Here is a 16,319-nt window from a genome sequence, read left to right as displayed (position 1 = left end):
AAGCGGCCGAGCCGGTCGACCTCTTCCAGCTTTGCTGCCGAAGGAGACTTCTCAATGTCGTACCGCCGCACCATCGCAATCGTCGCCGCCTTGTGCCTGATGGGAACCACCGCGGTCTCGACGGCCCACGCCGCCAAGCCGCCCGCTTCCTGGGACGGGCTGACCCTTATGACGTCCAAGCGCTTTGACGCGGTCTACTTGATGCCCGGGGTGGATTTCCGCGCCTACACCAAGGTCATGCTCGACCCGACCGAGGTGGCGTTCCGCAAGAACTGGCTGCGCGACTACAACGCCAACGCCATGACGCTTGACCAGCGCATCAGTGACTCCGACGGGCGCAAGATGCTCGACGCCGCAAGGACCGGCTTCGAGGAAATCTTCACAAAGGCCTATACCGACGCCGGTTATCAGGTGGTCACCGAACCGGGCGCCGACGTGCTTCGGGTCCGCACCGCCGTCGCCAACATCTCGGTTTCGGCCCCCGACCAACTGACCGCCGCCCGGAGCCGCTCCTACGCCGAGGAGGCCGGCTCAGCCACGGTTGTGCTGGAAGTGCGCGACTCCCTCAGCGGGGCGCTGCTCGGTCGCGCGGTGGACTCCCGCACCGCCGGCGACAACGGCTCCTACATCCGCAACCGGGTCACCAATCGCTCCGACTTCGAACAGATGTTCCGCGCGTGGTCGAAGATCAGCGTTGAAGGCCTGGCCACCCTGAAGGAGATGTCGCCGATCCCCGGCTCCCTGCCCTAGCCGGCCGCCCAAGCGTCCGAGACCGCCAGCATCTCGCGTCCGCCCTCCAGGCCGAGCTTGAGGGCCAGCAGCCCGGTCGAGGTCCGCTCGGTCAGCCCCCACTGCCAGATCGCGGTCGGATCGGCCCCGGTCAGCGCCGCCAGCCGCCGGCAGCGCGCCCGCCCCCGCTCCAGCGGATCGCCGCCCAGCAAGTCGTCGGTCCACTCGCGCATGGCGATGCCCAGATCGTACTCGGGCTCGATATAGAGACCGTCCGGATCGACGAACTTGAAGCCGCCGCCGCGCGCCTCCAGCGCGTTCCAGGCGTGGGCGTCGCCGTGGGCCAGCACCGCCCTCTCAGGATCGAACGCCGCCCCCCGCGCCCGCGCGCAGGCCAGCGCCGCCTCGATCGTCGCCTCCGGGCAGGGCCGGTCCAGCTCTTCCCACAGCTCCGCGATGAATTGGACCAGCACCGCGGCCTTCTGCGCCCCGGTCTGGAACTCGCCGGCGCTCGAGATCGGCCGCCAGGCGCTCTTCAGGGTCGCGCACAGCGCCTCGATCTGCGTCTCCACGCTCCAGCCGGTCTCCGCCAGCTGCCGGCCCAGCTTCTCCAGCAGCACCGCCCGCCGCCCATCGTCATGCGCATAGACCTCGGCGTAGCCTCGCCCCTTGGCGCCCAGCAGCACCGCCAGCTGCCGTGCGTCCGGATCGCGCCCCGGCGGCTGCACCTTCAGCACGGCCGCCCGTCCGTCGGCCGTCACGACCTCGGCGGCATAGGCTTCGGTGCCGCCGCTCAAGGTGCGCCCGATGCTCAGCCCCCAGTCGCTGGCCAGTTCGGCGACCAGCGCCGGCAACGCCGCGATCCAGGCCTCGCCGTCCGCGCCCTGCGCCCTGGCCCGCAGCACCACCGGCTCGGGCAGATCGATCGAGAACGTGCTCATGCCCCGCATCTGGCCTTAGAGCCGCCGTTGGGTCCATTCTCAGCCGCGCGATATTTTTCGCGCCACCTGTCGATCGGCCAGGCCGCCGTTCGTCGACTAGATAACGAGACCCATGGCGACGGCGCCGGCGGCTCGTTCTAGCAGGAGCCCCAAGATGCGTTTCATGTTCATCGTCACCTCCGCCGACCAGAACCCGCCGACCCCCGAGCTGCTGGAAGCCATGGACAAACTCGCCGACGAGGAGGTCAAGGCCGGCCGCATGATCGACAACGGCGGTCTGATGCCGCTCTCCCTGGGCGCCCGCGTCAGCCTGGCCGGCGACAAGCTCAGCGTCATCGACGGCCCGTTCGTCGAGGCCAAGGAGATGATCGGCGGCTACGCGATCTTCGACATGCAGAGCAAGGAAGAGGCCGTCGCCTCGGCGGTGAAGTTCATGCAGCTGCACAAGGACCACATGCCCGGCTGGGAAGGCGTCTGCGAGGTCCGCGCCTTCGCCAGCGCCGACTATGAGGGCGCCTGCCAGGTCCCCTCGCCGGCGCGGGCTTGAGCGCCGCCGACGCCCATCGCGAGATCCTCGCCGTCTGGCGGGTCGAGCAGCCGCGGCTGCTGACCAGCCTGGCGAGGATGCTCCGTGACGTCCCGCTGGCCGAGGAACTGACGCAGGAGGCCCTGCTCACGGCGCTTGAGCGCTGGCCGCTGGCCGGCGTGCCCGAACGGCCCGGCGCCTGGCTGATGGCGGTCGCCAAGCGCCGGGCGCTCGACCACCTGCGCCGCAGCCGCATGCTTCAGCGCAAGCACGGCCAGGTCGCCCTGGAAATGGAAACCGAGCAGCAGGCCATGCCCGACCTCGACTCCGCCCTCGACGACGACATCGGCGACGAGATGCTGCGGCTGGTCTTCACCGCCTGCCATCCGCGGCTCCCGCGCGAGGCGCGCGCGGCCCTGGCCCTGAGGATGATCTGCGGCCTGACCACCGAGGAGATCGCCCGCGCCTTCCTGCTGCCGACGGCGACCATCGCCCAGCGCATCGTCCGCGCCAAGCGCACCCTCTCGGAGTCCGGCCTGGCCTACGAGACCCCGCGCGGCGCCGAGTTGGCGCAGCGGCTCTCCACGGTGCTGGAGGTGGTCTATCTGATCTTCAACGAGGGCTACACCGCCGCGGCCGGCGAGGACTGGCTGCGGCCCCAGCTCTGCAACGAGGCCCTGCGCATGGGCCGGGTCCTGGTCGCCATCGCCCCGGCCGAGCCCGAGGTCCACGGCCTGCTGGCGCTGATGGAGCTCAACGCTTCACGCACCGCCGCCCGCACCGATGAAAGCGGCGAGCCGATCCTGCTCCTCGACCAGAACCGCGCCATCTGGGACCGGCTGCAGATCCGCCGGGGACTGAAGGCCCTGGCCCGCGCCCGCGAACTGGGCGGCGGCGGCTCCTATGTTCTCCAGGCGGCGATCGTCGCCTGCCACGCCGGCGCGCCGACCGCGGCCGACACCGACTGGCCGCGCATCGCCCAGCTCTACGCCCAGCTCGCCGCCCTGGTCCCCTCGCCGGTGGTCGAGCTCAACCGCGCCATCGCCGTCGGCATGGCCGAGGGTCCGGCCGCAGGCCTGGTCATCGTCGAGGCCCTGGCCGACGACCCGGCGCTCAAGGCCTATCACCTGCTGCCCAGCGTCCGCGGCGACCTGCTGCACCGGCTCGGCCGCCACGACGAGGCCCGCGCCGCCTTCGAGGCTGCGCTGGGCCTGGCCGCCAATCGCCGCGAGCGCGACCTGCTCGCCCGGCGCGCCGCCGAGGCGGCCGCCGCACATGGAGCCCGCCCATGATCGAAAGCTCGTGCCACTGTGGCGCCGTGCGCCTCAGCGTCGACGCCGACCCGCCCACCGTCGTCACCGACTGCAACTGTTCGATCTGCCGCCGCTACGGCGCGCTCTGGTCCTACTACTCCCCGACCAAGGTCCGCATCGAACCGCCGGAGGGCGCGACCGAGGCCTATGTCTGGGGCGACCACATGCTGGAGTTCCACCGCTGCAAGGGCTGCGGCTGCCTGACCCACTGGGCCTCGATCGACAGGAGCCACGACCGCATGGGCGTCAATGTCCGGCTGATGGACCTCGACATCCTGGAGGCCGTCCAGCGTCGCCGCCTCGACGGCGCCCGGACCGGCCAGTTCCTGGACTAGTCGTCAGGCCATCCGGTGCATGGCGCAGAGCTTGTTGCCGTCCGGATCGCGCAGATAGGCCAGGTAGAGCTTGCCCAGGCCGCCGGCCCGCACGCCGGGCGGCTCCTCGCAGGTCACGCCGCCGGCGCTGACGCCCGCCGCGTGCCAGGCCTCGACCTGTTCAGGAGAGCTGCAGGCGAACCCGATGGTGCCGCCGTTGGCCACGCTCGCCGGCTCGCCGTCGATCGGGACCGACACCGCGAACACTCCGGCCGAGGTGCGGTAGAACATCCGATGGCCATCGACGAACGACGGCGACACACCCAGCGTCCCCAGCAGGGTGTCATAGAACCCCTTGGCCCGGTCCAGATCGTTGGTCCCGATCATCACATGCGAAAACACTGGCGTTCCTCCACCGCAAAGCTTTGCGGCAGGCTAGCACTTCAAGCTGAGCCGTGAATATCCCCGCGCGTCAGAAGCGGTAGGCCGCCCGCAGGCCCAGGCTGTCGACCCCGTCGTGGGTGTCGTTGCCCAGCTGGCCGTTGCTCCAGTGCTGGCCCTCGATCTCGACCGCCCAGCGCTCGTTCAGCCGCAGCCCCACAGCGGCGGTGGCGTGAAACTGCCAGCGGGTGTTGAACTCGATGTATTCGTCGCGGACCGCGCGGCGCCGCGCGTTCTCTTCGTCCGGCAGGCCCACCGCCGGCCCCGGGATATCGAGCTCGCCGTCGTGCACTGCGATCCCGGCCCCCAGGTCGATATAGGTCCGCTTCTGCTCCCAGCGCCAGATCAGGCCAGCCTGGGCGAAGTTGGTGTAGCCGTCGAGGCTGAGCTGGGTGCTCACATAGGGCCGCGGTCGGGCCAGCCAGGTCAGCCCCTCGGCCCGCGGGAACAGGTACTCGATGATGACTGAGGAGCCCTGTTCCGGCTCGTGCGGCGAATACCCCGCCCCGATCCGCAACTCCTGCGCCTGCGCCTGGCCGCCGGCCAGCAGCAGACCGCCGAGCACCGCCGCTCGGGCGCTCCAATCAACGATGAACTGGCGCGAGCGCCCAACGATCCGTCGGCTCATGCCCGGCAGTAGAGCCGTGCAACCCCAAGTCCGCTATGGGGCGAAACCCTGACCCCCGCTGGCGGCTGACCCGCAGCTAAGCCGCCCGCCGTCAGCGGTCCTGGGTCTTGCTGACCACCACGCCGACCCCTGCGCCCACGGCCGCCCCGACCGGACCGCCAAGGATCAGCCCGGTCGCCGCGCCGGTCGCGGCGCGCTGCTCGACGTTGTGACCGCAAGCCGCCAGCGTCAGCGCCACAGCGCCCAAAGCCAAGATCTTCACTACGCCTCGCATCGGCTACCTCCCCCTAGAACTACAGCCTTGCATGACCCGGCGATTCTGTCGGAATTCCGACCGCCCGCCCCTGTGCTGTCCGACCGCACCCGCTCAGAGAAAGCGTCGCCACGCCCGCGACGCGTTCTCGCCCTTTCGGAGAGGACCACAAGGCGCTCGACGTCCGCCAGCGCCTGCGCGAGGGCGCTGGCGCCGATCGGGCCAGGGGCGCACCAGCAAGATCATCGGCAAGTCGGACCTGGTCGTTCTGGCGCCGTTCTCGGTCGATCAGGCGTCGTCTCGCTTTCGGCGCCACGCCATGCGGGATCAACGAAACAGTACCAAGGAAACCGATCATGAGACTTACCGGGACGGCCCGCGCGGGCCTTTCTGCACTCGCCCTATCCACGGTCATGCTCTGCGGCGTGACGCCGGCCACCGCCAAGGTCATCACCACCCTGCCGGGCGGCGTTGCCAAGGCTTTTCCGACCGGCATCAATCGTCCCAATGGCGAAATGTCCTTCGGCAATGGCGTGACCTACCTGGCCAGACGCCCCGATGGCCAACTAACCTCGTCGCTGGTGGGGGAACTTGGCGCATACAGCTTCTCGGGTTCTACGACCTGGGATCAAGGCAGCATGGCCTCGATCGGCATCCAGGCCGCGATCATGAGCTTCACCTTCGATGACCCGGTTTCCGCCGCGCTGGCCGAGTTCAACTGGGCCCGCGAGTCTGGCGGTCCGGCGATCACGCTTCGCGCCTTCAATGCAGCGGGCGCTCTGCTCGAGAGCGTGACCTTCGCCGCGGCCGATCCGGCCTACACCACCGGCTTCTACGGCTTCCAGCGCGCCGCCAACGACATCAGCCGCTTCGAGATCGACGGTTACTGGACCGGCGCCCGCAACCTCTCGACGTCCACGGCCACCATCTCGGCAGTGCCCGAGCCGGCCACCTGGGCGATGATGATCATCGGCTTCGGCGCCGCCGGCTCCATGCTCCGCAGCGAGCGCCGCCGCGCGGCGGTGCTTGCAGCCTAGGCCGGCCCAACGGCAGGCCCGGCTCCTAAACAGGCGCCGGGCCTGAACCCGGAAAATACTTCGTCGCGTCGGCGGCCCGCCAGGCGCCTCACGCCAGGCACGCCAGTTGATCTGGCTTTCAAACTCCACAGGCTCCGTCGGAGCCGTCAGATGTGGTCGACCCTACCCCATCGCCGCCTTGATCTCCGCCGCCGGGATCTCGCCGGTGGCCAGCTTGGCGAGGATCAGGGCTGAGAGCTGGGCGCGTTCGACGAAGCTTTCCGGCCAGGCGTATTCGTCCTCCGAATGGATGTCGCCGCCGCGCACCCCCAGGGTGTCGACATTGGGCAGGCCGGCGGCGAACAGGTTGTTGCCTTCGCATACCCCGCCGGAGGAAGCCCAGGTGATCTCCTGGCCAAGCAGCGCTCCGGCTGCCTTCACGGCCCCGAACAGTTGCTGCTGGGCGGCGTTGAACGGCTTGGCCGGGCGGGTGAAGCCGCCGTGCAGATCCGCCTCGATGCCGTCGGCGGCCGTCGCCGCGACCTGGGCCTTCACATAGTCCAGCGCCCAGGCCCCGGCCGCGGCGTCCGGCAGCCGGATGTTGAAGCGCACCACGGCCAGGTCCGGCACCATGTTCAGCGGCCCGCCGCCGTCGATCCGCGCCACGTTCAGGGTTACCCCCTCGCGCTGGCCGTTGGCGGCGGTCAGTCGCACCGCCAGCTCGGCGGCCGCGGCGATGGCGTTGCGGCCCTTGGCGAAGTCGCGGCCGGCATGGGCCGCGCGGCCGCGCACGACGATGTGGAAATTGCCCGAGCCTTTGCGCTGCGCCGCCAGCGCCCCGCCGGCCATCGCCGGTTCGTAGGTCAGGCCGACATGGCCCCCCTCGGCCAGCCGCTTCAGCACCGGGGCCGAGGCCAGCGAGCCGATCTCCTCGTCGGGCGAGAGCAGCACCCGGTAACCGAGCCCGGCCTTCTCCGGATGGTCCTCGAAGGCGCGCAGGGCGGCCAGCATGACGCTGATCCCGCCCTTCATGTCGGCCAGGCCCGGCCCGTTCAGCGCCCCGTCGGCGCGCGGGGTCACAGCCGTGAAGTTGGTCCCGGCCGGATAGACGGTGTCGTAGTGCCCCGTCAGCACCACCTGCACCGGCGCCTGGGGCCGCACAGTCAGCATCAGGGCGGCCGGATGCGGCTGCGCCTTGAGCGTTCCGTCGGCGGCGACCTCGTGACTATCGGCCAGAACGACGTTCTCGACCTCGCCCGGCAGTTCACCCAGCACCGGCTCCAGCGCCGCGCGTTGGGCCTCCAGTCCTGGCAGGTTCCGGCTGCCTGACGATAGGGCGCACCATTCCACGGCGCGGCCCAGAATCTCGGATTCCCCCCCGGCCAGACGGTCGAGAATGGATGAATCTTGCGCGGTAAGTTTCATGCGCCGAGCCTCGCCCCCAAAAGCGGGCTCGCGCAAGGGCCTACTGGGAAGGTATCTGGAGTCCCATGGCCATAACCTTCCTGAACCGCCTCTCATCTGCTGCCGAAACCCGCTGGATGGAGGCACTTGCCGATAGGCTGCCGATAGAGACCCTGACCACCACGGCGGGGCCCGACACCGAGATCGCCATCGTCGCCAACCCGGCGCCCGGCGCCCTGGCCGCCCTGCCCAATCTGCGCTTCGTGCAGTCGGCCTGGGCGGGGGTGGACGGCCTACTGGCCGATCCCGACCTGCCCGCCGTGCCGGTCGCCCGACTGATCGATCCGGGCCTTGCCGCGCAGATGTCCCAGGCGGTCGCCGCACACGTTTTGGCCTTGCACCGTCAGGCCCCGGCCTATGCGGCCCAGCAGCGCCGCGGCCTCTGGCGGCAGCTGCCGCAGGCCCCGGCCAGCGAGCGCCGGATCGGCTTCCTCGGCTATGGCGAGCTGGCCGCGGCCAGCGCAAATCTTTTGGAAAGCGTCGGCTTTCAAATCTACGGTTGGAGCCGCCGGCTTGGCGATCTCGACACTCTGCTGGCCACCAGCGACATCGTGGTCAACCTGCTCCCGCTGACCGACCGCACCCGCGGCATCCTCTGCTCGCCGACCTTCGCCAGGATGAAGCGTGGCGCGGCGATCATCAACGTCGCCCGCGGCGGCCACCTGGTGATGGAGGACCTGATCGCCGCCCTCGACGCCGGCGCCCTGTCGCACGCCGTGCTCGACGTGTTCGAGGACGAGCCCCTGCCCCGCAACCACCCGGCCTGGTCCCACCCGCAGATTACCGTCACCCCGCACGTGGCCGCGGTCACCGACCCGCTCAGCGCCAGCGCCTTCATCGCCGAAAACATCGCCCGCTTCCGCGCCGACGAACCCGTCCAGGGCCTGGTCAATCGCAAGACCGGGTATTGATCAAAGACAGTTGCTCCCCCGCTGGGGCAGCTGGCGGCCGCATGGCCGACTGAGGGGGACTATGACTCCTTGCGTTGGAGAGCAGGCCCCCTCCGTCACGCTTTGCGCGCCCCCTCCCCCAAAGGGGGAGGAACTAAGAGGCGTCGTCCCTACGCCGCCGCGAATTCCCCGCTGACGAACCGATCGCGCAGCACGAACTTCTGGATCTTCCCTGACCCCGTCAGCGGCCATTCGGTGACCGCAAACCAGTGCGCGGGCGTCTTTTGCGGCGAGATGCGCTCGCGGCAATGCGCCGACAGCGCCGCCGGGTCGAGCTGCGCGCCGGGCGCCAGGCGTAGGAAGCAGATGACGATCTCGCCCCACTTCTCGTCGGGCGCGCCGACCACGGCCGCTTCGAGTACGTCGGGATGCTCCAGCAGTACGGCCTCGATCTCGGCCGGGAACAGGTTCTCGCCGCCGCGGATGATCATCTCCTTCACCCGCCCGGTGATCTTCAGATAGCCGCGGGCGTCCATAGTCCCGAGGTCGCCGGTGTGCAGCCAATGCTCGCCGTCGATCGCCGCGGCGGTGGCGTCGGGATTGCCGTTGTACTCCAGCATGACCCCGTATCCGCGCACGCAGATCTCGCCCACCTCGCCGACCGGCAAGACCTTGTTGGTCTTGGGATCCCGGATCGACAGCTCGGTTTGCGGCATCGCCTGGCCGACCGTCTCGCAGATGTCTTCCAGACTGTCGTCGCTGCGGCCTTGGGTCAGCAGCGGCGAGGCCTCGGTCTGGCCGTAGACGGTCTGGAAATCGCAGTCGAACGCCGCGCGGATGCGGCGCACCAACTCGGGCTGCACCATCGAACCGCCTGAGATCGTCAGGCGTACAGACGAAACGTCGCGCGGCTGAGCGCTCTGCGCTTCCAGCAGTCCGACCAGCATGGTCGGCACCCCCAGCATCATGTGCGCCTGCTCGGCCTCGATGATGTCGAGCATCCGGCCTGGATCGAACAGCCGCGCCAGGACGATCCGGCCCCCGGTCTGGATCGCGCCCAGGGTTTCCAGCCCGCAGCCGGCGGTGTGGAACATCGGCATGAAGTTCAGCGTCGTCTCGCCGGCCTTGCCCCCGGCCCGCGCATAGCAGTAGCGGGCGTTGTTGGTGATCCCGCGGTGATGCAGCACCGCGCCCTTTGGGAAGCCCGTGGTGCCCGAGGTGTACTGGATCTGGGCCGCATCGCCCGGCTGCACGTCAGGCAGGGCCGCGTCGGGCGCTGAGCCCGCGAACAGCGCCGCGTGATCCTCCATATCCACCACCTCGCGCAGGGCCGGGATGTCCTGCGCCGCCTCGGCGGCGATCTGGGCCATCGGGTTTCCGCGGTGTTCGGAGACGATGAACAGCCCGACCGAACGGGACTGCTCCAGCACGTACTTTAGCTCTCGCGGGCGATAGGCGGGATTGGCCGTGACCAGGGTCAGACCGGCCAGGCCGGCGGCGAACTCCAGCATCACCCATTCGGGAAGGTTCGGCGCCCAGACCGTCACCCGTTCCCCGGGGCGATATCTCGTGAGCAGCGCGTGGGCCAGCCGCTCGCATTCGGCCAGCAGCTCGGCATAGGTCCAGCGCCGCTGCAGCGTTCCGCTCAGATCCGCCTCGACCAGCGCCTCGGCGTTTGGCGTCGCCGCGGCCTGCGCCCGCAGGACCCCGCCGACCGTGGTTTCCAGCACCACGTCGTCGGCCTGGGCCGGGAAGTACGAGTCTGTCAGATCGACCTGATACATCCGCCGCCCCGTTGAAATTCCTGGGCAAATCTAACAGATCGAACGTCGTTCGACGAGATGGCGGCGCGTGCCCTCGCAACCTTGCGCTACACCGGCAAGACCGTCACCGACTTCACCTCCTCAAGCACCGCATAGGTCCGCGTCTCGCGCACGCCGGGCATGCCGACCAGCACCTCGCCGAGGAAGGTGCGATAGGCCTCCATGTCCGAGACCCGCGCCTTGATCAGATAGTCAAAGCCGCCGGCCACCATGTGGCATTCGAGGATTTCAGGGGTACGCTGCGCGGCCTGGGCGAACTCGCTGAACGTGTCGCCCGTTGTGCGGTCGAGCTGGACTTCCACGAAGATCAGGAGGGCGCGGTCGATGGCCTTGGGATCGAGGATGGCCGCAAAGCCGGTGATCACCCCGCGCTCGCGCAGCCGCCGCACCCGGTCCGAGCAGGCCGAGGGCGACAGGTGGCATTGCTGGGCTAGATCGAGGTTGCTGATCCGCCCGTCGCGCTGCAGCACCCGCAGCAACCGGCGGTCGATGTCGTCCAACTGTACAGCGTCCGCCATTTCTCGCCCCTGCCCGCTTTTTGTTCACCCGATACGCCCCACGTCCGCAGGACATCCGGCGTGATAGCAGTTACGCCGGACGCCTGAAACAACCCTCAACGAGCCCCGTCCCATGACCTCCTGGACCGCCCTGGACGATCTATCCGCCAAGTACCGCGACGAGACCGAGGCGGTGACCGCCCTGCTCGCCGCCAAGCCGCTGAGCGAGGCTCAGCGCGGGGCGATCAAGCGCCAGGCCGAGGATCTGGTCCGCGCCGCCCGCAAGTCGGCCAAGCGCCAGGGCGTCGTCGAGAGCTTCCTCCAGGAGTTCAGTCTGGGGACCCGCGAGGGCCTGGCGCTGATGTGCCTGGCCGAGGCGCTGCTGCGCACGCCCGACGCCGACACCCGCGACCGGCTGATCGCCGAGAAGATCGGCGGCGCCGACTGGGCCAGCCATCTGGGCCAGTCCGACAGCCTGTTCGTCAACGCCTCGACCTGGGGACTGATGCTGACCGGCAGGATTGTGGACGTCGACGAGGAGGCCCGTCGCGACCCGCCGGGCTTCCTGCGCCGCCTGGTCGAGCGGATCGGCGAACCGGTGGTGCGCAAGGCGGTGGCTCAGGCCATCGGCATCATGGGCGAGCAGTTCGTGCTCGGCCGCACCATCGAAAGCGCCCTGAAGCGCGCCGCCAAGGAAGGCCAGGTCTGCTCGTTCGACATGCTGGGCGAAGGCGCCCGCACCGCGGCCGACGCCGCCCGCTATGAGCAGGCCTATGCCGACGCCCTGGAGGCCGTGGGCAAACACTCCAAGGGCGCGGGGCCGGAGGCCGGCCACGGCGTCTCGGTCAAGCTCTCGGCCCTCTCGCCGCGCTACGAGGCGACCCACGAGGAACGCGTCTGGAGCGAACTTTATCCCCGGGTGAAAAGGCTCGCCCTGATCGCCGCGAACCACAACATCAACTTCACGATCGACGCCGAGGAGGCCGACCGCCTCACCATCTCGCTGAAGCTGCTGGACCGCCTGGCCCGCGACGCCGACCTCGGCGCCTGGCAGGGCCTGGGCCTTGCGGTGCAGGCCTATCAGAAGCGCACCACCCTGACCGTCGCCCGCGTCGCCGAGATCGCCAGGTCGAGCGGCCGGCGGCTGATGGTCCGCCTGGTGAAAGGCGCCTATTGGGATAGCGAGATCAAGCGCGCCCAGATCGGCGGCCGCCCCGACTATCCGGTGTTCACCACCAAGGCCGCTACCGATCTCTCCTACCTGGTCTGCGCCAAGGCCCTGATCGCGGCCAGCCCGCACATCTTCGCCCAGTTCGCGACCCACAACGCCCACACCCTGGCCGCGGTCCACGCCCTGGCCAAGGAGGCTGGCGTGAAGATCGAATTCCAGCGCCTGCACGGCATGGGCGAAGCGCTCTACAACGCCGCCGACCAGCTGCGCGCCGGCGCGATCGTGCGGACCTACGCCCCGGTCGGCGGCCATGAGGACCTGCTGCCCTACCTGGTTCGCCGCCTGCTGGAGAACGGAGCCAACACCTCGTTCGTCCACGCCCTGCTGGACGAGCGCGTCCCCGCCGAAGAGGTGGTGATCGACCCGATCACCGCCGTCGAGCGCGCCGGGATCGGCCCGCACCCCAAGATCCCGCGGCCCGCCGACATCTACGGCGCCGAGCGCAAGAATTCGGCCGGCGTCGACCTGTCGATCCCGGACGAGGCCGCCCGCCTGCACCATGCCGCCCGCGCCCTTCAGCCGATGACCTCCGGACCACTGGTGGCCGGCGAGGCGCGCCCGGGCGTCGAGGCCCAGGACGTGCTCAGCCCCTCCGAGCCGGGCGTCGTCGTAGGGCGCGTGGCCGAAGCCTCAAGCACCGACATCGACGCCGCCTTCGCCGCCGCGCGCGCCGCTCAGCCGGCCTGGAACGCTCTGGGCGGCTTCCGCCGCGCCGAGGTGCTGCGGGCCATGGGCGACGCCCTGGAAGCCAACGCCGACCGCCTGATCGCCATCTGCGCCCGGGAAGCCGGCAAGACCCTGGCCGACGGGGTCGCCGAGGTCCGCGAGGCCGTCGACTTCTGCCGCTACTACGCCCATCTCGCCCAAACCAAGTTCGCCGGCCCGGAGACGTTGAAAGGCCCGGTCGGCGAGACCAACAGCCTGGAACTGCACGGCCGCGGCGTGTTCGTCTGCATCAGCCCGTGGAACTTCCCGTTGGCCATCTTCACCGGCCAGATCGCCGCCGCCTTGGCGGCCGGCAACGCTGTGCTGGCCAAGCCGGCCGAGCAGACCCCGCTGATCGCCGCTGAGGCCGTTAGACTGTTCCACGAGGCGGGCCTAACCGCCGCCCTCCTGGCCCTGATCCCAGGCCGCGGCGAAACCGTCGGCGCCATGCTGACCGCGCACCCGGGCTGCGACGGCGTCGCCTTCACCGGCGGCACGGACACCGCCCGGCGCATCAATCAGAGCCTGGCCGCGCGCCACGGCCCGATCGTCCCGTTCATCGCCGAGACCGGGGGCCTCAATGGCATGTTCGTCGACACCACGGCTCTCAAGGAACAGGTCGTCGACGACGTGGTGCTGTCGGCGTTCGGCTCGGCCGGACAGCGCTGCTCGGCCCTGCGCATCCTATTCCTGCCGAGGGACACCGCCGACCTCGTCATCGAGACGATCAAGGGGGCCATGGACGCGCTCGTGATTGGCGATCCCGCCGATCCGGCCACCGACGTCGGCCCGGTGATCGACGAGGAGGCCCGTAGCGGCCTTCAGGCCCACCTGGAGCGCCTGGAACGCGAGGCCAAGGTCCTGCACCGCCTGGAGGCCCCGCAGGGCGGCGTCTTCTTCGGCCCGGTGCTCGCGGAGATCCCCTCGGCCAGGTTCCTTAAGCGCGAGGTTTTCGGTCCGATCCTGCACGTCGTCCGCTACGATCCGGCCGACCTCGACAAGGTCGCCGGCGAGCTGGCCGGCCAAGGCTATGGCCTGACGCTCGGGGTCCATTCGCGCATCGACGCCTTCGCCCGGGAGGTCCGCGCGCTGGTCCCGGCCGGCAACGTCTACGTGAACCGCTCGATCATCGGCGCGGTGGTCGGCGTTCAACCGTTCGGTGGCGAAGGCCTATCGGGCACCGGCCCCAAGGCCGGCGGCCCCAACTCCCTCTCCCGCTTCGCCATCGAGCGGGCGGTCAGCGTCAACATCACGGCCCAGGGCGGCGATCCGGCGCTACTGAACCTCAGCCTCTGATCGGGACACGGCCGGCCTGGCGCCGGCCGTCGTTTGACCTGAAAACGAAAAAGCCCGGGGCGACGCCCCGGGCTTTTCTGTGCCTTGCGATGGTACCACCTCTCGGATTCGAACCGAGGACCTCTAGAGCCACAATCTAGCGCTCTAACCAACTGAGCTAAGGCGGCGCGCATCGCGAGGCGGCTCTTCTAGTCGCACCGCGCCTCGCGATCAAGCGTCAGTGCCTGCGGCCAAGCGTTCTTCCCGAATTTTTTCCAAGGTCGCGCTTTTGCGCGCAAAGAAAAAGCCCCGGCGGCGAACCTCCGGGGCCTGATCTTGGTCGGGTCCGACGGGCTTAGCCCTTCGGAAGCACGAAGCGGATCGGGATCCGCACAGTGCCACCCTCGACGGGCGCGCCGTCTTGGGTCTTCGGACGCATCTTGAACAGCTTGCTCAAGCGGATAGCGGCCGTCCCAAAGTCCTGATCCGCAGGCTCCTCGGACTGCACTTCGCAGTTTTCGAGGCTTCCCTTGGACGTAACCGTGCAGCTCAGCGTCGCACGGCCTTCGATGTTCATCCGCATCGCGCGATCCGGATAGTAGCGCGCGATATCCTCGCCCGAGGGACGACGAGCCCAATCAGGGTTCGTGATCACCGACGGACGCGGCGGCGCCGGGGGGGCCGCCTTCGGCGGTTCCGGCGTTTCGATCCGCTTCTCGACCGGGGGAACCGGCAGAGGGGGGATCTGCGGAATATCAGCCGGCACGTTCACCGGAGGCCGCGGTTGCAGCTTCGGCGGAGGCGGCGGCGGAGTGTTCGGCGGCGGCGGCGGGGGCGGCGGCGGCGGCGGCGGGGCGGGCTTAATGATCGCCACGTCCGTCACGTCGTCCGAATATTCCCGATACTTGGGCTCGAACTTGGATTTGTACAGGTAGTAGCCAAGGCCGGCGTGCACGATGAGGGAGCCGACAATGGCGACAGTGACGCCAGTGTTCCGCTTCTTCTTCGGCTCGTCGAAGACACTCCGCTCGTGGTGCTCTTCGTGGGTAGTGTCGGTGGTTTCAGCCATTCGTCACCCCCTCTAGCTCTTGTCTTCGCCGATGAGGGCCACGCTGTAGAAACCGTTGTCCTGAAGCATGTTCATCACGCCCATGAAGTCCCCGTAGAGGACGTCCTTGTCGGCGCGGATGAAGATGCGTTCCTTCTCCGGATTACGTTGCCCGATCATGCTGCGCAGAGAGTCCCCGAGGTCGGCCAGATCCGTCTTGGTGTCACCGATGTAGATGGTGCCACCCGGCTGGATCGAGATGTAGACCGGTTTCGGAGGGTTTGTTGAGGGTTTGGCGATCGCGGGCGGCAGAGCAACCTCCACGGTCACGGCGGCCATGGGCGCCGCAACCATGAAGATGATCAGGAGCACCAACATAACGTCCACGAAGGGCGTAACGTTGATTTCGCTGTTCGCCTCGACCGCGTACTTGCCACCCCCAGAACCTGAGAGTTTGGCTCCCATGTGGGTTACGCCCCTTTGTCGAGCTGCCGGGAAATGGCGTTCATCAGTTCAGCAACGAAGCCTTCCGTACGCGCGCCGTAAGCCGAAACGCGGGTCTGGAAGTAGTTGTAGAAGATAACGGCCGGGATAGCGGCGAACAGGCCGATACCGGTGGCGAGAAGCGCTTCGGCGATGCCGGGGGCGACGACGGCCAGGTTGGTCGTGTTGGTGTTCGCAATGCCGATGAAGGAGTTCATGATCCCGTAAACGGTACCGAACAGACCGATGAACGGACCGGACGAACCGACCGAGGCCAGGAACTGCATGCCGCTCGACAGACGCTTGCCGAGGTTGGCTTGCACCGCCGACACGGCGGCTTCAGCACGGTGCAGCGTGGTTTCGCGGTGAGCGCCCGAGACGGCCAGGCCGGCTTGACGCGACAGTTCGACTTCTTGGGTCGCCGCGGCGGCCATGTCGGCCAGCGGGTTGCCTTCGAATTCGTCAGACAGGGCGATACGGCCCATGTCCGCGACCGACTTGGCGCCACGGAAAGCTTCGACGAAGCGGTCCGAGGTGCGGTTCAGCGAGCCAAACTCGAGGAGCTTGGTGACCAGCAGGGTCCAGGACAGGATCGAGGCCAGGATCAGGCCGATCATGACGACCTTAACGACCGGTTCGGCGTCAAGGAACATCTGGATGACGGTCAGTTTACCGGCATGTTCGATTTGAGCCGGGGCGACGTCGGCGGCGGGGGCCGCGGCGTCGGCGGCGGGGGCAGCGG

General features: G+C 68.9%; 16 protein-coding genes, 1 tRNA gene and 1 pseudogene. 7 read left to right on the top strand and 11 right to left on the bottom strand.

Annotation, left to right across the window (positions count from 1 at the left end):
• The first annotated feature begins 54 nt into the window (after positions 1–54).
• Positions 55–750 (top strand): DUF3313 family protein, encoded by a 696-nt coding sequence (locus tag AC1DQJ_RS14585; protein WP_477604513.1) that lies wholly within the window; start codon positions 55–57, stop codon positions 748–750.
• Here AC1DQJ_RS14585 and AC1DQJ_RS14580 read toward each other — a convergent pair.
• Positions 747–1,670 (bottom strand): aminoglycoside phosphotransferase family protein, encoded by a 924-nt coding sequence (locus AC1DQJ_RS14580; protein ID WP_477604511.1) that lies wholly within the window; start codon positions 1,668–1,670, stop codon positions 747–749. The genes AC1DQJ_RS14585 and AC1DQJ_RS14580 overlap by 4 nt on opposite strands.
• A gap of 154 nt (positions 1,671–1,824) precedes the next feature.
• Here AC1DQJ_RS14580 and AC1DQJ_RS14575 point away from each other — a divergent pair, with 154 nt between their 5' ends.
• From AC1DQJ_RS14575 to AC1DQJ_RS14565, 3 genes are read left to right on the top strand one after another with little or no spacing between them, the layout of a single operon-like run.
• A complete protein-coding gene (locus AC1DQJ_RS14575; protein ID WP_477604509.1) occupies positions 1,825–2,217 on the top strand; it encodes a YciI family protein in 393 nt (130 codons plus the stop codon).
• Complete coding sequence (locus AC1DQJ_RS14570) at positions 2,214–3,488, top strand: RNA polymerase sigma factor (RefSeq protein WP_477604507.1); 1,275 nt, start codon at positions 2,214–2,216, stop codon at positions 3,486–3,488. Before AC1DQJ_RS14575 ends, AC1DQJ_RS14570 begins: the two co-directional genes overlap by 4 nt.
• A complete protein-coding gene (locus tag AC1DQJ_RS14565; protein WP_477604505.1) occupies positions 3,485–3,844 on the top strand; it encodes a GFA family protein in 360 nt (119 codons plus the stop codon). Before AC1DQJ_RS14570 ends, AC1DQJ_RS14565 begins: the two co-directional genes overlap by 4 nt.
• Positions 3,845–3,847: 3 nt before the next feature.
• Here AC1DQJ_RS14565 and AC1DQJ_RS14560 read toward each other — a convergent pair whose 3' ends face one another.
• From AC1DQJ_RS14560 to AC1DQJ_RS14550, 3 genes are all read right to left on the bottom strand, one after another.
• On the bottom strand, positions 3,848–4,225 hold the full coding sequence (locus AC1DQJ_RS14560) for a VOC family protein (RefSeq protein WP_477604503.1): 378 nt from the start codon (positions 4,223–4,225) through the stop codon (positions 3,848–3,850).
• A gap of 70 nt (positions 4,226–4,295) precedes the next feature.
• Positions 4,296–4,892, bottom strand: coding sequence for an acyloxyacyl hydrolase (locus AC1DQJ_RS14555; RefSeq protein ID WP_477604501.1), 597 nt, complete (start codon positions 4,890–4,892; stop codon positions 4,296–4,298).
• 91 nt (positions 4,893–4,983) lie between these two features.
• Entirely contained in the window at positions 4,984–5,166 is a 183-nt protein-coding gene (locus AC1DQJ_RS14550; RefSeq protein WP_477604499.1) for a hypothetical protein, read from the bottom strand.
• Between the two features lie 908 nt (positions 5,167–6,074).
• On the opposite strand from AC1DQJ_RS14550, the pseudogene AC1DQJ_RS14545 reads away from it, so the two are divergent.
• Positions 6,075–6,182 (top strand): annotated as a pseudogene (locus AC1DQJ_RS14545) (PEPxxWA-CTERM sorting domain-containing protein); the annotation flags it as partial.
• 162 nt (positions 6,183–6,344) lie between these two features.
• On the opposite strand, the gene AC1DQJ_RS14540 reads toward AC1DQJ_RS14545, so the two are convergent.
• The gene (locus tag AC1DQJ_RS14540; protein WP_477604497.1) at positions 6,345–7,586 is read right to left on the bottom strand and encodes a hydrolase; all 1,242 of its coding nucleotides are present in this window, start codon (positions 7,584–7,586) and stop codon (positions 6,345–6,347) included.
• Positions 7,587–7,651: 65 nt separating this feature from the next.
• Between AC1DQJ_RS14540 and AC1DQJ_RS14535 the strand changes: the two genes are divergently transcribed.
• The gene (locus tag AC1DQJ_RS14535) at positions 7,652–8,536 is read left to right on the top strand and encodes a 2-hydroxyacid dehydrogenase (protein ID WP_477604495.1); all 885 of its coding nucleotides are present in this window, start codon (positions 7,652–7,654) and stop codon (positions 8,534–8,536) included.
• A 149-nt stretch (positions 8,537–8,685) separates the two neighbouring features.
• Here AC1DQJ_RS14535 and AC1DQJ_RS14530 read toward each other — a convergent pair whose 3' ends face one another.
• Both AC1DQJ_RS14530 and AC1DQJ_RS14525 read right to left on the bottom strand, forming a co-directional pair.
• Positions 8,686–10,299 (bottom strand): AMP-binding protein, encoded by a 1,614-nt coding sequence (locus tag AC1DQJ_RS14530; protein WP_477604493.1) that lies wholly within the window; start codon positions 10,297–10,299, stop codon positions 8,686–8,688.
• Positions 10,300–10,385: 86 nt separating this feature from the next.
• Complete coding sequence (locus tag AC1DQJ_RS14525) at positions 10,386–10,856, bottom strand: Lrp/AsnC ligand binding domain-containing protein (protein ID WP_477604491.1); 471 nt, start codon at positions 10,854–10,856, stop codon at positions 10,386–10,388.
• A gap of 112 nt (positions 10,857–10,968) precedes the next feature.
• On the opposite strand from AC1DQJ_RS14525, the gene putA reads away from it, so the two are divergent.
• Complete coding sequence (putA, locus tag AC1DQJ_RS14520; protein WP_477604489.1) at positions 10,969–14,067, top strand: bifunctional proline dehydrogenase/L-glutamate gamma-semialdehyde dehydrogenase PutA; 3,099 nt, start codon at positions 10,969–10,971, stop codon at positions 14,065–14,067.
• Positions 14,068–14,157: 90 nt separating this feature from the next.
• On the opposite strand, the gene AC1DQJ_RS14515 is transcribed toward putA, so the two are convergent.
• The 4 genes from AC1DQJ_RS14515 to exbB form a co-directional block, all read right to left on the bottom strand.
• Positions 14,158–14,234, bottom strand: a tRNA-His gene (locus AC1DQJ_RS14515).
• A 167-nt stretch (positions 14,235–14,401) separates the two neighbouring features.
• Positions 14,402–15,115 carry an energy transducer TonB gene (locus tag AC1DQJ_RS14510; protein ID WP_477604487.1) on the bottom strand — a complete coding sequence of 238 codons (714 nt, stop codon included), beginning with the start codon at positions 15,113–15,115 and terminating at the stop codon, positions 14,402–14,404.
• A gap of 12 nt (positions 15,116–15,127) precedes the next feature.
• Entirely contained in the window at positions 15,128–15,559 is a 432-nt protein-coding gene (locus AC1DQJ_RS14505; protein ID WP_477604485.1) for an ExbD/TolR family protein, read from the bottom strand.
• Between the two features lie 5 nt (positions 15,560–15,564).
• Positions 15,565–16,319: tonB-system energizer ExbB (gene exbB / locus AC1DQJ_RS14500; protein ID WP_477604483.1), on the bottom strand; the 755-nt coding region annotated here is incomplete at its 5' end.

The organism is Phenylobacterium sp. P4_E10, assembly GCF_056401675.1.
This window is presented reverse-complemented; position numbering and strand designations above follow the sequence as displayed.